This is a genomic window from Lacisediminihabitans sp., assembly GCF_043726815.1.
Taxonomy (GTDB): domain Bacteria; phylum Actinomycetota; class Actinomycetes; order Actinomycetales; family Microbacteriaceae; genus Lacisediminihabitans.
Genome location: NZ_JAYSJZ010000090.1, coordinates 35,477 through 55,607, shown reverse-complemented (window position 1 = coordinate 55,607; position 20,131 = coordinate 35,477). Strand labels below are relative to the sequence as shown.

Annotated in this window: 16 protein-coding genes; 10 read left to right on the top strand and 6 right to left on the bottom strand. The window is 66.7% G+C overall.

From position 1 onward, the window contains the following. The 5 genes from ACHZD8_RS13975 to mmsB all read left to right on the top strand — a co-directional run. Window positions 1-1,123 (top strand): L-arabinose isomerase (locus ACHZD8_RS13975; protein WP_394771039.1); only part of this gene is annotated, 1,123 nt, incomplete at its 5' end. 31 nt (window positions 1,124-1,154) lie between these two features. Then, window positions 1,155-2,162, top strand: coding sequence for a LacI family DNA-binding transcriptional regulator (locus ACHZD8_RS13970; RefSeq protein ID WP_394771038.1), 1,008 nt, complete (start codon window positions 1,155-1,157; stop codon window positions 2,160-2,162). Between the two features lie 364 nt (window positions 2,163-2,526). Further along, window positions 2,527-3,648 (top strand): multiple monosaccharide ABC transporter substrate-binding protein, encoded by a 1,122-nt coding sequence (chvE, locus tag ACHZD8_RS13965; protein ID WP_394771037.1) that lies wholly within the window; start codon window positions 2,527-2,529, stop codon window positions 3,646-3,648. Between the two features lie 57 nt (window positions 3,649-3,705). Next, window positions 3,706-5,235, top strand: a complete 1,530-nt coding sequence (mmsA, locus tag ACHZD8_RS13960; protein ID WP_394771036.1) for a multiple monosaccharide ABC transporter ATP-binding protein — start codon at window positions 3,706-3,708, stop codon at window positions 5,233-5,235. Between the two features lie 10 nt (window positions 5,236-5,245). Continuing rightward, on the top strand, window positions 5,246-6,427 hold the full coding sequence (gene mmsB / locus ACHZD8_RS13955; RefSeq protein ID WP_394771035.1) for a multiple monosaccharide ABC transporter permease: 1,182 nt from the start codon (window positions 5,246-5,248) through the stop codon (window positions 6,425-6,427). Between the two features lie 52 nt (window positions 6,428-6,479). Here mmsB and ACHZD8_RS13950 read toward each other — a convergent pair whose 3' ends face one another. The 4 genes from ACHZD8_RS13950 to ACHZD8_RS13935 all read right to left on the bottom strand — a co-directional run bounded on the left by ACHZD8_RS13950 (window position 6,480) and on the right by ACHZD8_RS13935 (window position 11,743). Continuing rightward, a complete protein-coding gene (locus tag ACHZD8_RS13950; protein WP_394771034.1) occupies window positions 6,480-8,585 on the bottom strand; it encodes a GMC oxidoreductase in 2,106 nt (701 codons plus the stop codon). Continuing rightward, a complete protein-coding gene (locus ACHZD8_RS13945; protein WP_394771033.1) occupies window positions 8,563-9,453 on the bottom strand; it encodes a carbohydrate ABC transporter permease in 891 nt (296 codons plus the stop codon). The genes ACHZD8_RS13950 and ACHZD8_RS13945 overlap by 23 nt, the downstream gene beginning before the upstream one ends. Continuing rightward, on the bottom strand, window positions 9,450-10,412 hold the full coding sequence (locus ACHZD8_RS13940) for a carbohydrate ABC transporter permease (RefSeq protein WP_394771032.1): 963 nt from the start codon (window positions 10,410-10,412) through the stop codon (window positions 9,450-9,452). The genes ACHZD8_RS13945 and ACHZD8_RS13940 overlap by 4 nt, the downstream gene beginning before the upstream one ends. A gap of 74 nt (window positions 10,413-10,486) precedes the next feature. Next, window positions 10,487-11,743, bottom strand: a complete 1,257-nt coding sequence (locus tag ACHZD8_RS13935; protein WP_394771031.1) for an ABC transporter substrate-binding protein — start codon at window positions 11,741-11,743, stop codon at window positions 10,487-10,489. Between the two features lie 267 nt (window positions 11,744-12,010). On the opposite strand from ACHZD8_RS13935, the gene ACHZD8_RS13930 reads away from it, so the two are divergent. The 5 genes from ACHZD8_RS13930 to ACHZD8_RS13910 all read left to right on the top strand — a co-directional run bounded on the left by ACHZD8_RS13930 (window position 12,011) and on the right by ACHZD8_RS13910 (window position 17,245). After that, a complete protein-coding gene (locus ACHZD8_RS13930; protein WP_394771030.1) occupies window positions 12,011-13,033 on the top strand; it encodes a LacI family DNA-binding transcriptional regulator in 1,023 nt (340 codons plus the stop codon). Window positions 13,034-13,166: 133 nt separating this feature from the next. Next, window positions 13,167-14,372, top strand: a complete 1,206-nt coding sequence (locus tag ACHZD8_RS13925) for a Gfo/Idh/MocA family protein (RefSeq protein WP_394771029.1) — start codon at window positions 13,167-13,169, stop codon at window positions 14,370-14,372. A 31-nt stretch (window positions 14,373-14,403) separates the two neighbouring features. Further along, on the top strand, window positions 14,404-15,114 hold the full coding sequence (locus tag ACHZD8_RS13920) for a ThuA domain-containing protein (protein ID WP_394771028.1): 711 nt from the start codon (window positions 14,404-14,406) through the stop codon (window positions 15,112-15,114). After that, window positions 15,111-16,196 carry a Gfo/Idh/MocA family protein gene (locus ACHZD8_RS13915; protein WP_394771027.1) on the top strand — a complete coding sequence of 362 codons (1,086 nt, stop codon included), beginning with the start codon at window positions 15,111-15,113 and terminating at the stop codon, window positions 16,194-16,196. The genes ACHZD8_RS13920 and ACHZD8_RS13915 overlap by 4 nt, the downstream gene beginning before the upstream one ends. 77 nt (window positions 16,197-16,273) lie before the next feature. After that, entirely contained in the window at window positions 16,274-17,245 is a 972-nt protein-coding gene (locus ACHZD8_RS13910) for an acetylxylan esterase (protein ID WP_394771026.1), read from the top strand. On the opposite strand, the gene xylB is transcribed toward ACHZD8_RS13910, so the two are convergent. Next, entirely contained in the window at window positions 17,242-18,675 is a 1,434-nt protein-coding gene (gene xylB, locus ACHZD8_RS13905) for a xylulokinase (protein ID WP_394771025.1), read from the bottom strand. The two genes, ACHZD8_RS13910 and xylB, sit on opposite strands and share 4 nt — an antisense overlap. A 172-nt stretch (window positions 18,676-18,847) precedes the next feature. Then, entirely contained in the window at window positions 18,848-20,038 is a 1,191-nt protein-coding gene (xylA, locus tag ACHZD8_RS13900) for a xylose isomerase (RefSeq protein WP_394771024.1), read from the bottom strand. Window positions 20,039-20,131: the final 93 nt, after the last annotated feature.

The following is a 20,131-nucleotide window of genomic DNA, read 5'->3' as shown; positions in this document are numbered from 1 at the left end:
CGGTGACCGGGAGTTCGGCTACATCCAGACCCGCCTCGGTGTCGCCCGCAAGACCGTGGTCGGCCACGTCTCGAACCCGGCGGTCACCGCGAAGGTGGGCACGTGGTGCAGGGCGGCCGCCGGCTGGGCCGCCACCCGCGAACTCAAGCTCGCCCGCTTCGGCGACAACATGCGGTTCGTCGCGGTCACCGAGGGCGACAAGACCGAGGCCGAGCTGCAGTTCGGCGTGCAGGTGAACACCTGGGGAGTGAACGACCTGGTCGAGGCGGTGGATGCCGCGGCCGAGTCGGACGTGGATGCCCTCGTCGCGGAATACGAGGAGCTCTACGACGTGGCGGCCGAATTGCGCGTCGGCGCCGAGCGTCACGAGTCGCTGCGCTACGGCGCGCGGATCGAGCTCGGGCTTCGCTCCTTTCTCGAGGCGGGGGGCTTCGGGGCGTTCACCACGAGCTTCGAAGACCTGGGCGGGCTGCGTCAGCTGCCGGGCCTCGCCGTGCAGCGGCTGATGGCGGACGGCTACGGCTTCGGCGCGGAGGGCGACTGGAAGACGGCCGTGCTCGTGCGCGCCGCCAAGGTCATGGGGTCCGGTCTGCCGGGCGGCGCCTCCCTCATGGAGGACTACACCTACGACCTCACCCCGGGCCACGAGCTCATCCTCGGTGCCCACATGCTCGAGGTGTGCCCGTCGCTCACCACCTCGCGGCCGCGGCTGGAGGTGCACCCGCTCGGCATCGGCGGCCGGGAGGACCCGGTTCGCCTGGTCTTCGACACCGACGCCGGGCCGGGCATCGTCGTGGCCCTGAGCGACATGCGGGATCGCTTCCGCCTCGTTGCCAACGTGGTCGAGGTCGTGCCGCTGCCCGAGCCGCTGCCGAAGCTTCCGGTGGCGCGAGCGGTGTGGAGACCGGAGCCCGACTTCGCCACCAGTGCCGCCGCGTGGCTCACCGCGGGAGCGGCGCACCACACCGTAATGTCGACAGCGGTGGGCCTCGACGTCTTCGAGGACTTCGCAGAGATTGCGAAGAGCGAACTCGTCGTGATCGACAAGGGCACGAATCTGCGAAAGTTCTCTCGAGAGCTGCGCTGGAACCAGGCCTACTACCGCCTCGCCCGGGGGCTCTGAACCGCCGGAGAAACGACCAGGGAGGATTCGGATGGCGAACATCACCGATGTCGCTCGTCTCGCCGGGGTCTCGCACCAGACGGTGTCGCGGGTGCTCAACAACGAGAACACCGTGCGCCCGAGCACCAAGGCGCGGGTGGAGGCGGCGATCGCCGAACTGCGCTACCGGCCGAGCATGGTCGCGCGCGCCCTGGTCACCCGCAAGACGCGCACGATCGGCCTGATCAGCACCGGAAACCCCCTCTACGGTCCGTCCAGCACGGCGCTCGCCTTCAACGAGGCCGCGCGAGAGGCCGGATACCAGGTGACGATCGCGAGCATGTCGAACTCCGATCGCGCGGCGATCCTCGAGGCGATCGACGTGCTGGTCGCCCAGAACGTGGAGGCGCTCGTCCTGATCGCCTCCGATGTCGCGTCGATCGATGCGGTGCAGGACCTCGAACTCCAGGTTCCGCTGATCACCGCGGAGAGCAGCGGGCGGATGGGGGGACACAGCGTGTCCATCGACCAGTTTCGCGGAGCCGAGCTGGCCACCAGCCACCTCGCCGACCTCGGGCATCGCCGAATCGTGCACCTGGCCGGGCCGGCGACGTCGCTCGATGCGGCGGAGCGGGAGCGCGGCTGGCGCAGCGTGCTCGCCTCTCGAGGACTCGAGACGCGAGAACCGGTCGCCGGCGACTGGTCGCCGGAGAGCGGATACGCGGCGGCGGAGCGGCTGCTGGATGGCGCAGAGTTCACGGCCATCTTCGCGGCGAACGACCAGATGGCCCTGGGCGTGCTGCACGCCCTGAGCGATCGCGGCCTGCGCGTGCCAGAACGGATCAGCATCGTGGGCTTCGACGACATCCCGGAGGCCGCCCACTTCATCCCGCCGCTGACGACGGTTCGCCAGGACTTCGGCGAACTCGGGAGACGGATCATGGAGGCACTGCTCGAGGTGTTGCGCGGACGGGAATTCGGCGAGCCGGTGCGCACCGAACCGCGCCTGATCGAACGGGCATCCGCGGCGCCCGCGGGCGCCGAATCGGCCGTTACCTAACCGATAGCACCGCCGACTTGACAGACGCAGAGGCGCTGACGCTACGATAAGGCATTCCCCAATGTGAACGGTCACATTTCTGACCGGGATCACCACCTGAGCACCACCGTGACGAAGAGGTCAGAAAATGAGATCGCTCTCATTGAGCCAGCCCGCCGGCGAGAAGACCGCTGCAGCCCGCGCTGGCCTCTGTTCAGCTCGCGCCGGCCGTTGCCCGGCAGATCGACAACACCCACGACTTGTCGCGCCCGAGTAAGCCCCTCGCGCCCGGCCAAGGGACTCGCCCACCAGGCGCGAGTCCGAACCCGTCAATCACCTCTGTTGACAACGACGTCCCACTGAAAAAGATCGGAAAGGAATCACCGTGAACAAGAAAACCGTTCTCGCGGTAATCGCCGCAGGCGCGCTCGTCGTGTCGCTCGCCGCGTGCTCCAGCACTCGCACCACCACCCCGGCGGCCGCCGGAGGCACCAGCAACAAGGGAGCCCTCGTCGGCATCGCGATGCCGACGCAGACCTCCGAGCGCTGGATCAAGGATGGCGCAGCCATCAAGAAGGACCTCGAGGCGCTCGGCTACAAGACCGACCTCGAGTACGCCAACAACGACATCCCGACCCAGGTGCAGCAGATCTCGACCATGATCACCAAGGGCGCCAAGGTGCTCGTGATCGCGTCGATCGACGGCACCGCGCTGAGCACCCAGCTCGACAACGCGGCGGCGGCCGGCATCAAGGTCGTGGCATACGACCGGCTGATCAACGGCAACAAGAATGTCGACTATTACACGACCTTCGACAACTACAAGGTGGGCGTGCAGCAGGCGACCTCGCTGCTGACCGGGCTCGGCATCCTCGACGACAGCGGCAAGGAGACCGGCAAGAAGGGTCCCTTCAACGTCGAGCTGTTCGCCGGGAGCCCGGACGACAACAACGCCACGTTCTTCTACAACGGCGCGATGGACACCCTGAAGAAGTACCTCGACGACAAGACGATCGTTGTGCAGAGTGGCCAGACCGACTTCAAGACCGTCGCGACGCTGCGTTGGGACCCGGCGACCGCCCAGAAGCGCATGCAGGACCTGCTCGCCAAGAGCTACTCCGCCGGCGCCAAGGTCAACGGTGTGCTCTCCCCGTACGACGGCCTGTCGATCGGCATCATCTCCGCCCTGACCGCCGCCGGCTACGCGACCAACGCGCTTCCGGTCATCACGGGCCAGGACGCCGAGGTCGGATCTGTCAAGTCGATCATCGCCGGCCAGCAGTACTCGACCATCTACAAGGACACCCGCAAGCTCGGCAAGGAGGCCGTCACGATCGTCGACAACCTCCTCACCGGCAAGAAGGTGACCGTGAACGACACCAAGTCCTACGACAACGGCAAGAAGGTCGTTCCGACCTTCCTGCTCCAGTCCGTCGTGGTGACCAAGGCGAACTACGAGGACGTGCTCGTAACCGGCGGGTACTACACCGACGCGGACCTCAAGTAGGGTCTCGCTAGACAGCCGGCACCCCGGTCGATGTTCGATGAGGAAGGCAGGTACCCGGTGACGAGCAACATTCTCGAGATGCGAAACATCACCAAGACGTTCCCCGGGGTGAAGGCGCTCCAGGACGTGTCGCTCGAGGTGAAGCGCGGCGAGATCCACGCGATCTGCGGGGAGAACGGCGCGGGCAAGTCCACCCTCATGAAGGTGCTGTCCGGCGTCTACCCGGCCGGATCCTACGAGGGAGAGATCCACTTCGAGGGCGAGGCCGTCGAGTTCAAGAACATCAACGACTCCGAGAGTCTCGGCATCGTCATCATCCACCAGGAACTCGCGCTGAGCCCGTTTCTCTCCATCGCCGAAAACATCTTCCTCGGCAACGAGCGGCAGAAGAACGGCTGGATCGACTGGAACGCCACGAACCTCGAGGCAGGCGCCCTGCTCGCGCGGGTGGGACTCCGCGACAACCCGATCACCAAGATCACCGAGATCGGCGTCGGCAAGCAGCAGCTGGTTGAGATCGCCAAGGCGCTCTCCAAGCGGGTCAAGCTGCTGATCCTCGACGAGCCGACCGCCGCGCTCAACGACGAGGACTCCGCCCATCTTCTCGACCTGATCCTGCAGCTCAAGGAGCAGGGCATCACGTCGATCATCATCAGCCACAAGCTGAACGAGATCAAACGGATCGCGGACTCGGTCACGATCATCCGCGACGGCAAGACCGTGGAGACCCTCGAGGTGGCGGCGAACACCATCTCCGAGGAGCGCATCATCAAGGGCATGGTCGGTCGCGACCTCGACAACCGCTACCCGGACCACACTCCGCACATCGGCGAGGAGGTGCTGCGGATCGAGGACTGGACTGTGCATCACCCCACCGACCACTCGCGCGTCGTGATCCACGGCGCCAACCTCAACGTGCGTCGCGGGGAGATCGTGGGCATCGCCGGCCTCATGGGCGCGGGAAGGACCGAGCTCGCGATGAGCGTCTTCGGGCGCACCTACGGGTCGAACATCACCGGCAAGGTCTTCAAAGACGGCAAGGAGATCCGCACCCACAGCGTGTCCGAGGCCGTGAAGAACGGCATCGCCTACGCGACCGAGGACCGCAAGCGCTACGGCCTCAACCTCATCGACGACATCAAGCGCAACGTCTCCGGCTCGGCCCTCGGCAAGCTGGCCACGTGGGGCTGGGTGGACGCCAACCAGGAATTCGTGGTGGCGGAGGGCTACCGCAAGAGCATGAACATCAAGTCGCCCACGGTGGCGGCAATCACCGGAAAGCTCTCCGGGGGCAACCAGCAGAAGGTCGTGCTGAGCAAGTGGATGTTCGCCGACCCCGACGTTCTCATCCTCGACGAGCCCACCCGGGGCATCGATGTGGGCGCCAAGTACGAGATCTACACGATCATCAACACGCTCGCCGCCGAGGGGAAGGGCATCATCGTGATCTCCTCGGAACTGCCGGAACTGCTCGGCATCTGCGACCGCATCTACACGCTCTCGGAGGGGACCATCACCGCCGACGTTCCCCGCGCAGAGGCAACCCCGGAACTCCTCATGCAGTACATGACCCAGGAAAAGGAATAAGTGACGACCAATGAGTGCGCTTAGCTCGGCCCTCAAGTACCTCACCAGTCAGCTTCGGCAGATCGGTATCTTCATCGCGCTGATCGCGATAGTCATCCTGTTCCAGGTGCTCACCCAGGGGGTGCTGCTCAACCCGCAGAACGTCTCCAACGTGATCGTGCAGAACAGCTATGTGCTGATCCTCGCGATCGGCATGGTCATGGTGATCATCGCCGGGCACATCGACCTCTCGGTCGGCTCGGTGGTCGGCTTCATCGGCGCGGTCGCCGGAGTGCTGAGCGTGCGGATGGGGCTGCCGTGGTGGCTCGCCATCATCCTCTGCCTGCTGCTCGGTGCGGTGGTCGGCGCGTGGCAGGGCTTCTGGGTCGCCTACTTCGGCATCCCGGCGTTCATCGTGACCCTGGCCGGCATGCTCATCTTCCGCGGCCTCACCCAGGTGGTTCTCGGCAGCACGCAGATCACGCCCTTCCCGGACGAGTTGCGCTCGCTCGGCGGCGGGTTCCTGCCCAACCTCGGATTCCTCTTCGGGCAACTCGAGACACTCACCGTGGTGCTCGGCCTGCTCGCGACGGCCTTCCTGGTGGGCCAGGCCGTGCGCCAGCGACTGATCAGGCGCCGGCTCAACCTCGAGGACGAGCCGTTCCTCTGGTTCGTGGTCAAGCTCGCGTTCACCGGCGTGCTCGTGCTCGCCATCACCTTCCTGCTCGCCAGCTACCGCGGAACGCCGGTGGTTCTCGTGGTGCTCGGCGTGCTCGTGGTGGTCTACTCCGCGGTGATGGCGCGCAGCGTCTACGGCCGCCACATCTACGCGCTCGGCGGCAACCTCAACGCGGCGGTGCTCTCCGGCGTGAAGACCAAGCGCGTGACGTTCCTGCTCTTCGTGAACATGGGGGTGCTCGGCGCGCTCGCCGGCCTCGTCTTCGCCGGCCAGCTCAACCTCGCCAACCCCACCAACGGCAACGGGTTCGAACTCGACGCGATCGCGGCGGCCTTCATCGGCGGCGCGGCGGTGACCGGTGGCATCGGAACCGTCACGGGGGCGATCATCGGTGGCCTGATCATCGGCATCCTGAACAACGGAATGTCGATCATCGGTGTCGGCACCGACTGGCAGCAGTTCATCAAGGGCATCGTGCTGCTCGCGGCCGTGGCCTTCGACGTGTACAACAAGAGGCGCTCGAGCGGTCGCTGATGAGCCACTGCGGCCGGATACGGGGTTGCCCCCGGATCCGGCCGGGGGCCTCTCAGGAGCCCGTCGGCCAGGCCTGGAGAAGACGCTCCGCGACTCGAAGCGCGTTTGCCACGACGGTCAGGGCCGGGTTCACGCTGCCGTTTGTCGGGTGCAATGAGGCGTCGCAGACGACGATTCGCCTGGCACCGTGGACGCGTCCCCAACGGTCGGTGGCCGACGTCGCCGGGTCTGACCCCATCCGCGCGGTGCCGCACGAGTGCTCGCCCGCCGCGGAGGCGGTCGCCGGGCCATACTGACGGTGGATGTCGTGCGCGCCGGCCGCCCCCAGCCACTGTGCGCCGACCCGTGCCATGCCGGCTTCCACGTCGAGGGATGCCCAGTGAACGTCTTTGCGCAGTGCGGCCGCTGGCTTGCCCCACCGGTCGCGAAGGCCATCTGCGAGAGTCACTCGTGACGAGGCCATCGGGATCTCCTGTCCAATGCCGAAGACGCCGAAGGCATGCGGGCGGCCACTGCGCATCCACTCCTTGTGGCCGGCTCCCCAGAGTGGCACGCCCGGCGTCGTCGGGTTCGACGCGGAGGTCAGAGGCAGCAGGCTCATCAGATCGACGATGACCCCACCGCCCCACGGAATGCTCTCGCCGTGAACGTGGTCCAGGGTGGCCACGGAGTGGCCGGGTCCGACGTACTCCTTGACGGGCTCATCCGTCGTGCCGAGCATCGTGACAAACCTGTGATCGTGCAGGTGGCGGCCGAGCTGATCGTTGCCGATGCCGCTCGCGAGGAGCAGCCGCGGGGTTTCGACCGCACCGGCGGACACGACGACGACCTCGCCGATCACCGTGAGTTCCACGGGAGTTGTGGATGTGGCCGCCATGAGGGTCACGCCGGCCGAACCCGCGCCGTCGCGCACGGTGATGACCTCGGCGTCGAAGAGCACATCGCAATTGCCCGTCGCAACGGCGCGCGGCACGAAGGTGTTGTTGGAACCGTTCTTGGCGTTGACCGGGCACGCATGTCCGACGCATTGCGGGCACCTCACGCAGGCCGGCCTGCCGCCGTGAGGCACACTGTTGATGGCCAGGGGGATCGGACCCCATCCCCAGCCCAGTGCATCCGCGGCCGCCGCGAGCACCTCGCGCGCCGGCTCGGTCGCCATCGGCGGCATCGGATAGCCGGCCGAGCGGGGCGTGCGTGAGGTCAGGCCGCCCTCCACTCCGGAGACGCCGAGCTCCCACTCCGCTCGGCTGTAGTACGGCTCCATCTCGTCGTAGTCGATCGGCCAATCCGCCAGACTGGCGCCCTCGGGGTTGCCGAAGACACTCGCCATGGCGAAGTCATCCGGCAGGAATCGCCACGACATCCCTTGCCACAGTCGGGTTCCGCCTCCGAAAACCATGGCGTTCAGCCCGTAGAGAGAGGCATCACCGGTGCCGTCGATAATGCGTTCGTCGTCGTCCTGAAGGCGAGCGAGGCGCGGATGCCCTGGCCCGGGTCCCGCGGACGGCGCGTAGACGGCATTGCGTTTTCCGTGCAGGTGGTCGCGCCGAAGAGCAGCATTCGGCAGGGGGAGGCCGCGCTCGATGAGCAACACGGTCTTACCCGCCCTGGCGAGGGTTTCCGCGGCGACCCCGCCACCGGGACCGCTGCCGATCACGATCGCGTCATATCCCGGGCGCACCTGATCGGGCCGTATGCCCTCGATCGGGTCGGGCTCGATCGGCGTGATGCCGTGGGGCACCGCGCGGAATCCGACCATCTCCAGCCCGATGGGCGTGTGAGGCTCGGTCGGAATGCGGTGTGCCGAGGACGCGTAGAAGCCCTCCCAGCAGATTCGGCGCAGCGCCGCAAAATGCGTGGCGGCGCCGGGCGGCTCATCCGCGATCTCGAAGGAAGTGAGAATCGCATCCTGTCGTGGTCCATTCAGCGCCGCGAACGAGGTTCCGCCGCCGGCCTGCGCCGCGGTGTCGAGAGCCGCGTCCAGCCAGCCGAGTGCGGGCCACGCCCACTCCAGCTCCTCGTTCGCCAGGGAGACATAGGCCGCCACGCCGCCATCCCACCCGGCCGGCCAGTCGTCGGCCGGAATGATTCGGTCGACGGCGGCGCGGATGTTCGAGGTGAAGAGATCGATCGGGCTAGCGCCCGGCGAGCGAACCACCGATGCCTCCGACACTGAAGTACTTGTTGAGCGCGGCGAAGAGGAGCACCGGAGGCAGCATCATCACGACGGCCACGGCCATCACGAGTCCCCAGTTCGTCTGGTTCTGTTGGAAGAACGTCTGCAGGCCGATCTGCAGGGTGTAGTTCTCGTCCGACCGCAGGAACACGACGGCGACCAGGTAGTCGTTCCACGCGAGCAGGAAGGCGAAGATCGCGGTGGAGAGCACGCCCGGCAGCGAGTTGCGCAGCACGATCCGCGTGAAGCTGCCAAAGACGGAACAGCCGTCCATCCAGGCGGCCTCCTCGAGGGTGATCGGAATCGAATCGAAGTAGGCGGCCATCATCCAGATCGCCACGGACATGGTCGATCCCACGTAGATGATCGTGACGCCGACCAGGTTGTCGACGAGGCCGATCTGGGCGAACAGGATGAAGAGGGGGATGACCGCGGTGACGACGGGCAGCGACTGCACGATGAACAGGATCAACGAATAGCCGGAGACGAGCTTGCTGCGCCCTCGGGAGAGCACGTAGCCGGCGGGCGCCGCGACGATCACCGCGATGACCACGGTGACAAGGGTGACGACGAGGCTGTTGGTCAGCCACCTTCCGACCGACGTCTCGGTGAAGATCTTGCCGAAGTTCTCGAGCGTGACTCCTCGTGCCGTGCTGCCGAGCGATGGCTCGAGCGAGAGGAGCACGACGGCCACGATCGGCACCAGTACCACGGAGGTGATGACCAGGATGGCAACGAAGCGCCACCACTTGCCCCTCTCCTGCGCCTGAGTGAGCGTGCGGCGCTTGGACGGGCGCACGGTGGTCGCGAACGGAACCGCAATCGTGGCACCCGAAGTTTCGACGCTCATTCGATGTTCACCTTTCGGATCTGGCGGTACAGCAGGGTGGCGATGATGACGAGCACGATGGTCATCATGAAGGCGATCGCGACACCCGGACCGGTCTGGAAGTTCTGGAAGACCGTCGAGTAGGCCAGGACCACGAGTGTCTGGGTGGAGTTGACCGGTCCGCCACCGGTGAGCAGGAAGATGCTCGGGAAGTCATTGACGCAGAAGATCGTCATGAGGATCCAGCTGATGTAGGTCGAGCGCGAGATCATCGGGAGGGTGATCCGCCCGAACGTCTGGAACGCGGTGGCGCCGTCGACCTTGGAGGCCTCGTAGACGTTGACGTCAACGGATGCGAGTGCGGAAGACATCATCATCATCATGAAGGGGAAGCTGATCCACACCTTGAAGACGCACACCGTGACCTGCGCGAGAAGCGGATTCGCCAGGAACAGGACGTTGCCGAGGCCGAGAGCCTGGGCGAGGATCGGAAGTGGTGACTGCGGCGTTGCCACGAGCCAGTTCCACGACGTGGCCGACACGACTACCGGGACCACCCAGGGCAGAAGCAGCAGGACCTTGAACAGGCCGCCCGCGGGGATGCGGGTGCGAAGCAACAGGGCGAGGGAGAGCCCGATCGCCCAGCTGCCGAACACGCCGACGAGCGTGAAGACGACGGTGAATCCGGCCGCGTGCCAGAAGGCCGGGGTCTGCACCATCGCAATGTAGTTGTTCAGGCCGACGAAGTTGCCCGCGCTGAGAAGGTCGCCGTTGCGCAGAGACTGGAGCCCCGCGTAGATCACCGGGTACAGGTTCAAGAGAATGAGCAGAATCAACGACGGGAGGACGAAGAAGACGAACGCCCGGGAGTGCGTGAACCTTCGCCGGCGTTCGCGGCTGGTCGGCGGTCTGCCAGACCCGGCGTTCCCCACGCCCCTCCGCGCCCGTGTGAGCGCTCCGGTCACGGATTCGGTCGTCATCTACTTCTCCTTTGAAGATTCTCGTGGGGGCAAAGGGCTGGGCCCGGCTCGCGCAGGGCCCAGCCGAATCGGTGCTACTTCATGAGGCCTTCCATGGAGGTCTGAAGCGCGGTCAGGGCGCTCTTCGCAGTTGTGCTGCCGCCCAGGATCGACTGCGCGAAGGTGATCATCGGGGCCGTTCCATCGACCGTGTTGGCGATGTTGTAAAACAGCCCGTTGCCACCGGGAGCGGCCCAGGTCTTGAAGATCGGCTGCCATTCGTCGATGATCTTCACGTTGTTCGGGTCTGCCTTGAACTCAGGGGTGTCGGCAATCGACTTCAACGGCGGCAAGCCGATGCCCGTCTTCTTCGTCCACAGGTCTTTCATGTTCTGGTAGTAGTACGTGAGGAAGGCTTCGGAGCTTGCCTGGCTCGGGGTGTTCTTGTACATCATGATGTTGTTCGGGAAGTACAGGCCGCCCTTCTTGCCGCTCGGGCTGGTGAGCGGGCTGCCGACCACGAGGTCGCCAGCGACATCGCCCACGGCCCCCGCGGCGAGCCCGGCGCCGTCCCAGCCGAAGCCGAACTTCTTCGCCTTCCACTGCGACTGAACGTTGGCGCTGGTGTAGGTGGCGGCCGCCGGGTCGCTGTATCCGCTCTTCACGAGATCGAGGATGAATTCCATGGCCTCGATGTTTTCGGGAGTGACACAGTCCGGCTTCTTGTCCGCGTTGAAGAGTCCGCCGCCGTTGTTGATCATGAACGCCGCGAGAATATGGCTGCCCGTGAAGCTGCCGGCGCCGGAGCCGAGGCCGAAGCCGTAGACGCCGTTCTTCTTGAGCGCCGCACACACATTGCGATAGGAGTCCCAGTCCTTCGGCGGTTCGACGCCAGCCTCCGAAAGCAGAGTCTTGTTGTACCAGGAGATGCGCACGTCGAGGTTGTACGGCACCGCGGCGTAGCCCTTGTCGGTCTTCATCGTGTCGACAAGACCGTCGAAGAAGTCATCGTAGATGCCGTTCTTCTTCCAGCTGTCCAGCAGGTTGTCGGCGTACGCGATCTTGCCCTGGTTGGCGAACTGGAACGCCTGCGTCCCGCCGCCGGAACTCACAGCAGGCCCGGTGTTCGACGCCACGGCCGACGAGAAAGTCTGGGTGAAGTTCGCCCACTGGATCTCCTGGTAGGTGGCCGCGCCCAAGCCGCTCTTCGGCTTGTATGCGAGCGTGATCTTCTTGTCCAGGGGATTGAACTCCGTTCCGCCCCACGGCATGTTCCAGAACTTGATCTCCTTGGCGGAGCCTCCGGTTCCGCCTCCCGTCGAACACGCTGCGAGTGCGGCGGTCGCTGCCACGCCTCCCGCGATTCCTAGGAACCCCCGCCTCGAGAAGGAAGATCCTGTGGATTGTGACGCCATGACAGTTTCCTTTCCAGCCGCCGTCGCCAGTGGCGGCGGCCATGATTCTTCTTTGGATGCATGTGTCGCTCTATGGATGAAAAGGTTTCGTGCTGCGACGGCATCAGTCTTCAGTGCTTCTCGGGCGTTGTCAACAGATATACCGGCGGAGAAGCCCGTGCCCTAGGCCTCAGATCGACGCCGGATGCGCACTACCATGGGCGCATGACTCTGCAAAAGGTTTCGCCGGGACGGGCCACGCTCGCGGAGATCGCCCGCGACGCCTCCGTGTCGATGTCCACCGTGTCGAAGGTGCTCAACGGCCGGGCCGGCGTCTCGGATGCGGTGCGGGAGCGCATCGAGGGGCTGCTGCACAGCGCTGGATACAGTCGGCGTGGCACCGCCCACGAGCAGGGAAAGCTCATCGAGCTCGTGTTCGACAACATCGACAGTGAATGGTCTCTTCAGATCATCCGAGGCGTCGAGAGCGTGGCCCGGGAGAACGGGCTCAGCGTCATCCTCACCGAGAGCGGCGGGCACCTCTCCCTCGCGCCCGATTGGATCGACGGGATCCTGCGGAGGCGGCCGGTCGGTGTCATCCTGCTCTTCTCGAACCTGTCCATCGATCACAAGCGGCAGTTGGCGACACGCAACATCCCGTTCGTCGTGCTCGACCCGGCCGGGGACCCCGATCCCGATGTCGCCTCGGTGGGCTCAGCCAACTGGTCGGGTGGGCTCGCTGCCACTCGCCACCTGGTCGAGCTTGGTCATCGCAGAATCGCCATGGTCAGCGGTCCGCTGGCGATGCTGTGCTCACGCGCTCGGCTGTCCGGATACCGTGCCGCTCTTGAGGAGGCGGGCATCCCGCTCGACCCGACGCTCGTTGACGCCGGAGAGTTTCACTACGAGGACGGCGTTGCGGCAGGCACGCGGCTTCTGTCGAGGGCGGATCGGCCGACCGCGATCTTCGCGGGGAATGACCTCCAGGCGTTCGGAGTGTACGAGGCCGCACGGATGCTGGGGCTCGTCGTGCCGGACGACGTCTCCGTGGTCGGCTATGACGATGTTCCCAGTGCGAGCTGGATGGGGCCCAAACTGACGACCGTGCATCAGCCCTTGATCGAGATGGCCGAGCAGGCGACGCGCCTGGTGCTGGCCCTGCGCGACGATCCTCACCGCAAGCTCGTTCGCATCGATCTGGCGACGAGCCTGGTGGTGCGGGCCAGCACGGCGTCCCCCCGAAGCTGAGGGTCTGAACTTTCGCGACATGTTTCTGTGATTAACAGGAAAGGTTGCGCAGGTCCCCGAGGCCGGGATAGCGTGACACACGCAAACGGCTGGTGACGTCTCGCCGGCCGAGAGGATGAAGGAGTCTGCACGGATGAGTCGACCTCTGTGCCGCGTGGCGCTCGTTGGATACGGGTTCATGGGAGCAGCGCATTCCCAGGCGTGGCGCGTCGCACCGCGCTTCTTCGACCTGCCAGTCGAGCCGCGAATGTCGGTGATCGTCGGGCGCGACCGATCGCGGGTCGAAGCGGCGAGGGAACGGCTCGGCTGGGCGGAGAGCGAGACGGAGTGGGAGCGGGTGATCGAGCGCGACGACATCGACCTCGTGGACATCTGCAGCCCCGGCTCCACGCACGTCGAGATCGCGATAGCGGCGCTCGAGGCCGGCAAGCATGTGCTCTGCGAGAAGCCGCTCGCCAACACTGTTGACGAGGCCCGGCGCATGGCCGATGCGGCCCGCCGCGCCGCCGCGCGCGGCGTGTACGCCATGGTGGGCTTCAGCTACCGGCGGGTGCCCGCGATCACCTTTGCCCGCGACCTGGTCGCTGCGGGCAAGATCGGAGAACTGAGGCAGGTACGCGCGCTCTACCTGCAGGACTGGTTGGTGGACGCGGAAGGTCCCATGACCTGGCGACTCGACAAGGACCTTGCCGGCTCGGGTTCTCTCGGCGACATCGGAGCGCACGCGATCGATGCGGTGCAATTCATTACCGGTAGACGGGTGAAAAGCGTCAGCGGAATCCTCGAGACGCTCGTGGCCGAACGGCCGTTGCTCGGGGAGTCAATCGGTCTCAGCGGCACGGCGTCCGAGGAGAGAGGGCGGGTGACCGTCGATGACGTTGCGCTGTTCACTGCCCGCCTCGAGGGCGGCGTGCTCGGCTCGTTCGAGGCGACCCGGTACGCGACCGGGCGTAAGAATGCCTTCCGCCTCGAGTTCAGTGGCTCGATGGGCGCCATCGCGTTCGACCTGGAGCGGATGAACGAGCTCGAGCTCTACGACGGCGCGGATCCTGCGGGAGGGCGCGGTTTCCGCCGCATCCTCGTCACAGAGCCGGAACATCCGTACATGGCGGCGTGGTGGCCGACCGGCCATGGCATCGGCTACGAACACCCGTTCTCGCACCAGGTGCGAGACCTGCTTGTCGATATCGCCGCGGGCATCCAGCCGCGCCCGTCGTTCGACGACGGGCTCCAGGTGCAGCAGGTGCTCGAGGCGGTCGAGACCAGTTCGGCGGCCGGAAGCTCCTGGATCGCCGTGGACGGTCGCGACGGAGACGGTCCTGGAATGCAGCAACAATGAGCGGCAACGGCCGCCGAATGGGGAGTGCTCGATGACTTCGGTAACACCAAGCGCGCGAAACGCGCTCATCGTGCGAGGCGGGTGGGACGGTCACCAGCCCGTGGAGACCACGGACTCGATGGTTCCGTTCCTCGAGGGGAACGGCTTCACGGTGCGCATAGAGGAGTCGCCGGCCGTGTACACGGACGCCGACTACCTCGCGACAGTCGACCTGATCCTGCAGATCAACACCATGGCATCCATCACCAAAGAGGAATTCGCCGGCCTTCAGGCCGCGGTCTTGAACGGCACCGGAATGGCCGGGTGGCACGGCGGGATAGCAGACTCGTATCGCGACAACGCCGACTACCTGCACATGATCGGTGGGCAGTTCGCTCACCACGCGGGAAAGGACCCGGCGGTTCGCACCGGCGAACAATCCGACAACTACATCCCGTACACGGTGCACATCACCGAACTGGGGCGCTCGCATCCGATCACGCGCGGGATCGACGACTTCGATCTGGTGACCGAGCAGTACTGGGTGCTGAGCGACGAATACAACGACGTGCTGGCCACGACGACACAGGCGGTTCGCCCCTGGGACGCCTGGAATCGCCCCGTCACCGCCCCGGCAATCTGGACCAGGCAGTGGGGCAAGGGCCGAGTCTTCGTGTCGGCGCCCGGGCACCGGCTCGAGGTGCTCGACGACCCGAACGTACGGACGATTGTGGAGAGAGGCTTGCTGTGGGCGGCGCGTTGAACATCGGAATTATCGGGGTCGGCACGATCAGCGCCCAGTACTTCGAGGCTTTTCCCCAGCTGGCCGGATTGCACGTGGTGGCTGTCTCGGATGTCAACGAGGCTCGCGCGGCCGAGGTGGCGGCAGAGCGAGGAGTCGAGGCGCTGAGCGTGGACGCGCTACTCGCCGATCCGCGGATCGATGCCGTGCTGAATCTCACGATTCCCGCCGCGCACATCGACATTGCGACTCGCGCGCTGCTGGCGGGAAAGCACGTCTACGGCGAGAAGCCGCTGGCGCTGGACCCCGCTGAAGCGGCTCCGATGCTCGATCTCGCGCGCCGGCTCGGCCTGCGGGTGGGCAGCGCTCCGGACACCGTGCTCGGCACGGGCGTTCAGACGGCGCGCGCGCTGCTGGATTCCGGCGCTATCGGCGACCCCGTCGCCGCGGCCGTGCACTGGAGCGCGCCCGGCCACGAACTCTGGCATCCGGCGCCGCAGTTCTACTATCAGCCCGGTGGTGGGCCCCTGTTCGACATGGCCCCGTACTATCTCACGACCCTTGTCTCGCTGCTGGGGCCGGTGATCAGAGTGTCAGGCGTTGCGACGCGTTCGAACAGGACGCGCACGGTGGCGACCGGGGGCCAGGCGGGCGACAGCGTTCCCGTCGACGTCGACACCCACGTCAGTGCGATTCTCGAACACGAGAACGGTGTGACATCGACCGTGACGGTGAGCTTCGAGGTGTGGGCCTCCCGCGCCCCGCTGTTCGAACTCTATGGAACGACGGGCACGATCGCGGTGCCCGATCCCAACCGGTTCTCCGACACGGTGGAGGTCTGGACGGTGGAGAAGCCGGAATGGACGGACGTGCCGGTCTCTGCGGGGTACGCGGATGCCGGGCGCGGCGTCGGGCTGGCGGACCTTGCGCATGCGATCGAGACCGATCGCCCGCACCGAGCGTCGGGGGAACTCGCGTTCCATGTGCTCGAGATCATGGATGCCGTGCTTCGCGCGGCGCACGAGCATCGCGTGGTCGAGCTCACCAGCACGGTCGCACGACCGGAGCCAGTGCCGTTGGGGGCGACACCGGACAGTTGGTGAGGGCGAAACACGAGGAGCCCGGTCGGGCGCTGATCGGCCGTAGTGTTGTTTCACCCGCCTCACATTGGAGTAGTCGCTTGGCCTTTTTCGACCTGTCCCTCGCCGAACTGCAGGAATACACCCCGGACCTCGCCGTGCCGGGCGACCTCGACGCCTTCTGGGCTGCGACGCTCGCGGAGACCCGCGAATTCGACCTGGACGCGACGTTCGTGCCGGTGGACAACGGCTTCACCCTCGTGGACAGCTACGACGTGACCTTCTCCGGGTTCGGCGGCAACCGCATCAAGGGCTGGTTGCACGTGCCGGCCGGGTCGACCGGTCCCCTGTCGACGGTGGTCGAGTATCTCGGCTACTCCGGCGGCCGGGGCCTCGTGCACACGCGGGTGCTCTACGCGCTCGCCGGCCACGCCCATTTCGTGATGGACTCCCGCGGGCAGGGCTGGGGCTGGGCGACGGCCGACACCCCGGATGCCGCGGCCGACTCCGGACTTCAGGCGGCGCCCGGCATGATGACCCGCGGCATCCTCGATCCGGAGACCTACTATTTCCGCCGCATCTTCGCCGACGCCGTGCGCGCGGTCGAGGCGGCGAAGGCCTCGCCGTTCGTGGACCCCGACCGCATTGTCGTCGCCGGGATCAGCCAGGGCGGCGGCATCACGCTGGCCGTCTCGGCGCTTGTCGACGGACTGGCGGGCGCACTCGTCGACGTGCCGTTCCTCTGCAACTTCGAGCGTGCGATCACCCTCACCGACAACGACCCATACCAGGAGATCGTGCGCTACCTTCGGCGCAACCGGCCGGACGCCGAGCGCGCATACCGAACCCTGTCGTACTTCGACGGCGCCGTGCTCGCCTCCCGAGCGACGGCCCCCGCGCTCTTCTCGACCGCGCTGATGGACCAGACCTGCCCGCCGTCGACCGTGTTCGCGGCGTTCAACCGCTACGGCGGCGAGAAGTCCATCTCGGTCTACCCGTTCAACGAGCACGAGGGAGGCCAGGAACACCACGAGGTGGTGCGCCTGGACTGGCTCAGGAGCCTCTTCGGCTAGTAGCGGGAGCGGGCCAGGGCGGAATACTGCTCGCGAATCAGCGGGTGGTAGTCCCCGGGCGGCTCGGACACCATTGCGATCGGCCAGCTCGGCCGGGCCCCGGTGAGGGCCCAGGCCGCCTGGACGGCCGCTCCGGCCGCGACGTACTCCGCCGGTTGGGGCACGACAACCGGCAGGTCGAACACCTGCGCCGCGATCGCCCCCACCGCCGGATTCTGGGCGGCGCCGCCGATGAGCAGCACACGCCGGGCGGCCACGCCCTGCGCGAGGATCGCCTCGAGGCCATCGGCGAGGCCGCAGAGCAGCCCCTCGATCGCGGCCCGGGCGAGGTTGGGCCTGGTGGTGGAGGCGAGAGTCATGCCGCCGAGCGTCGCGGTGGCCTGCGGCAGGTTGGGCGTGCGTTCGCCCTCGAAGTACGGCACGAGCACGAGACCGTCGCTGCCGGGCGTCGCCTCGAGGGCGAGCCGAGCGAACTCCGCGTGGTCCACCCCGAGCAGGGCCGAGGTCGAGTCGAGGATGCGAGCCGCGTTGAGGGTGGCGACGAGCGGCAGAAAGGCGCCGGAGGCATCCGCGAACCCGGCCACCGTGCCGGTCTCGTCGTGCGCCGGAGTGTCGGTGACGGCGAAGACGGTGCCGCTCGTGCCGATGGACACGACGGCGTCACCGTCGCGGGCGTCGAGTCCCAGGGCAGCCGCGGCGTTGTCGCCGGCGCCGGCCCCCACCACCAGACCCTCCGAAAACGCAGGAGATCCGATGACCACGGCGCGCGATTCTGCCGGATCGAGCACCGTCGGGAGAAGAACTCCTGCGTTTTCGGTGGTGGCGGGGGAGCGGCGGAGGGCGATCGCCAGCAGGTCGCGGTCGTAGCCGTTCGTGACCGGATTGAAATAGCTCGTGCCACTCGCATCCGATCGGTCGGTGACGAGCTCGGCGAGCACGGGGTTCTGCGGGCCGAAGCCGCGGAGACGCCAGGTCAGCCAGTCGTGGGGGAGGGCGACGGCAGCGACGCGCGCCGCGTTCTGCGGCTCGGTGTCTGCCAGCCAGCGGAGCTTGGTGAGGGTGAACGAGGCGACGGGTACGGACCCGGTTCTCTCGGCGAACTCGTGCGCGCCGACCTCGCCGATCAGGGCGGCGGCGGCGGGGGCCGAACGCGTGTCGTTCCAGAGCAGGGCGGGGCGGATGACGCGGCCCTCGGCATCCAGCACCACCATTCCGTGCTGCTGGCCGCCGATCGCCAGCGCGGAGACATCGGCGAGTCCGCCGGCGTCGTCGACCGCCGCGAGGAGCGCCCACCACCAGTGCTCTGGATCGACCTCGGTGCCCTCGGGGTGCGTCGCGCGCCCGGTGCGCACCACCGCGCCGGTCTCGAGGTCGCGGATCACGACCTTGCAACTCTGGGTGGACGAGTCGACTCCGGCGACGAGTGTCATCGGTGCTCCCTTACTGGATGTCTATAACTCCTGCTGGATTCGCCGCGGCGTGCGGCGCTCCCCGAATCTACGGGGTTCGCATCCCGGCCGACGAAATCCAGCAGGAGTTATGAACGCCGCAGAGGGGCGCGGCCGGGCGCCGGGCGGGCGTGGGCCCGCCCGCACCACGGCCCTAGCGCGCGCCGAGCAGGTGCTCGAGGGCGAGCTGGTTGAGCCGCACGAAGCCGAAGCCCTTGCCGCCGAAGTAGGAGTCGGTGTCGAAGTCCTCGTAGGCACTGCGGTCGGCCAGCAGGTCGTCGTAGCTCTCGCCGGCATTCAGCGTCGGCTCGTTGACCTGCGCGACACGGGATGCCGTGAGCGCCTCCTGCACCTCCGGGTCGGCACGGAAGGCGGCCGCGCGCTCCTTGAGGAGAAGGTAGGTGCGCATGTTGGCCGCGGCGGAATCCCAGACCCCGGTGATGTCTTCCGTGCGCGACGGCTTGTAGTCGAAGTGGCGGGGGCCGTCGTAGGCCGGTCCGCCGTTGGGGCCGCCGTTCTCGAGCAGGTCGACGAGCGAGAACGCGTTCTGCAGGTCGCCGTGGCCGAACACCAGGTCCTGGTCGTACTTGATGCCGCGCTGGCCGTTGAGGTCGATGTGGAAGAGCTTGCCCTGGTACAGCGCCTGCGCGATGCCGGCGGTGAAGTTGAGCCCGGCCATCTGCTCGTGGCCGACCTCCGGGTTCACCCCGAACAGCTCGGGGCGCTCGAGGGTCTCGATGAACGCCATCGCGTGGCCGACCGTGGGCAGCAGGATGTCGCCGCGGGGCTCGTTCGGCTTCGGCTCGATCGCGAAGCGGATGTCGTAGCCCTTGTCCGTGACGTACTGGGCGAACAGGTTGACGCCCTCCCGGTAGCGCTCGAGCGCCCCGCGGATGTCCTTGGCGGTGTCGTACTCCGCGCCCTCCCGGCCGCCCCACATGACGAAGGTCTGCGCACCGAGTTCGGCACCGAGGTCGAGCTGGCGGAGCGCCTTGCGCAACGCGAACCGGCGCACGCCGCGGTCGTTGGAGGTGAAACCGCCGTCCTTGAACACGGGGGCACTGAAGAGGTTGGTGGTGACCATGGGGATGACGAGTCCGGTATCCGCGAGGGCCTGCTTGAGACGGTCGATCTGCTTCTGGCGGTCGGCGTCGCTCGAACCGAACGGGAAGAGGTCGTCGTCGTGGAAGGTGAGGCCGTATGCCCCGAGTTCGGCGAGGCGGGTGACGGCCTCGACGACGTCGAGCTGCGGGCGGGTCGGGCCACCGAACGGGTCTGAGCCGTTGTAGCCGACGGTCCACAGGCCGAAGGAGAACTTGTCGGCACGGGTGGGGGTGGTGGTCATGAAGATGTCCTTCAGCGTCGTTGATGATTTGTTGTCTCTAGAAACATATTAGCGGCAACCCACCGTGCTGGCGCAAGGCCCAATCGCGATCGT

Coding starts and splice junctions, on each gene's coding strand:
- mmsB (WP_394771035.1), top strand. CDS start 5,246: ATGAGTGCGCTTAGCTCGGCCCTCAAGTACCTCACCAGTCAGCTTCGG.
- ACHZD8_RS13940 (WP_394771032.1), bottom strand. CDS start 10,412: ATGACGACCGAATCCGTGACCGGAGCGCTCACACGGGCGCGGAGGGGC.
- xylA (WP_394771024.1), bottom strand. CDS start 20,038: ATGACCACCACCCCCACCCGTGCCGACAAGTTCTCCTTCGGCCTGTGG.
- ACHZD8_RS13930 (WP_394771030.1), top strand. CDS start 12,011: ATGACTCTGCAAAAGGTTTCGCCGGGACGGGCCACGCTCGCGGAGATC.
- ACHZD8_RS13945 (WP_394771033.1), bottom strand. CDS start 9,453: ATGAGCGTCGAAACTTCGGGTGCCACGATTGCGGTTCCGTTCGCGACC.
- xylB (WP_394771025.1), bottom strand. CDS start 18,675: ATGACACTCGTCGCCGGAGTCGACTCGTCCACCCAGAGTTGCAAGGTC.
- ACHZD8_RS13925 (WP_394771029.1), top strand. CDS start 13,167: ATGAGTCGACCTCTGTGCCGCGTGGCGCTCGTTGGATACGGGTTCATG.
- ACHZD8_RS13970 (WP_394771038.1), top strand. CDS start 1,155: ATGGCGAACATCACCGATGTCGCTCGTCTCGCCGGGGTCTCGCACCAG.
- ACHZD8_RS13920 (WP_394771028.1), top strand. CDS start 14,404: ATGACTTCGGTAACACCAAGCGCGCGAAACGCGCTCATCGTGCGAGGC.